This window comes from Hymenobacter cavernae (genome assembly GCF_014641455.1).
GTDB lineage: Bacteria > Bacteroidota > Bacteroidia > Cytophagales > Hymenobacteraceae > Hymenobacter > Hymenobacter cavernae.
Genome location: NZ_BMHT01000004.1, coordinates 365,432 through 366,212, shown reverse-complemented (window position 1 = coordinate 366,212; position 781 = coordinate 365,432). Strand labels below are relative to the sequence as shown.

Sequence of the window (781 nt, the reverse complement as noted above, 5' to 3'; positions counted from 1 at the left end):
CTGGATCTTCTTCAGGTACTCCTCCAGCAGAATCTCGTGGCGGGCGTGCAGCTCCACGGGCGAGAAGATGCCGTGGCGGGCAAACAGGGCCTCGGCTTTCTGCGCGACCAGCGCATCCAAGGCCTGCGGCGTAGTGGCCACGTTCGCCAGCCCGCGCCGGGCCGCTTCCTCTTTCCACTCCAGCGAGTAGCCGTTGCCCTCGAAGCGCACATCCTTGGAGCTGATCACGTACTCGCGCAGCACGTCCACAATGGCGACTTCCTTCTTCTTACCCTGCTCGAGCTGCGCATCCACCGCCTGCTTGAACAGGATCAGCTGCTCGGCCACAATGGCGTTGAGCACGGTCATGGCCGAGGAGGAGTTAGCGGAGGAACCCACCGCCCGCAGCTCAAACTTGTTGCCGGTAAAGGCAAACGGGGAGGTGCGGTTGCGGTCCGTGTTGTCGAGCAAGATGGCCGGGATCTTGTCGATGCCCAGCTTGAGGTAGATGTTGTCGCCCTTGTCCAGCGGCAGCTTGGCCGTGCGCTCCAGCTCGTTGAGCACGTTGTCCAGCATCGAGCCTACGAACACACTCATAATCGCGGGCGGCGCTTCATTAGCTCCCAGCCGGTGATCATTCGAGGCCGAGGCAATGCTGGCGCGCAGCAGCTCCCCGTAGGTGTGCACGGCCTTGATGGTGGTGATAAAGAACGTGAGAAACTGCAGGTTCTCCTTCGGCCGCTTGCCCGGCGCGAACAGATTCACGCCCGTGTCCGTGCTCATGGCCCAGTTGTTATGCTTG

1 protein-coding gene is annotated in these 781 nt (G+C 62.0%); it reads right to left on the bottom strand.

Going from position 1 to position 781, the window contains the following annotated elements; translation table 11 throughout:
• The coding region (locus IEX74_RS23245; protein WP_505678223.1) for a glutamine synthetase III family protein at positions 1–781 on the bottom strand (781 nt) is incomplete at both ends.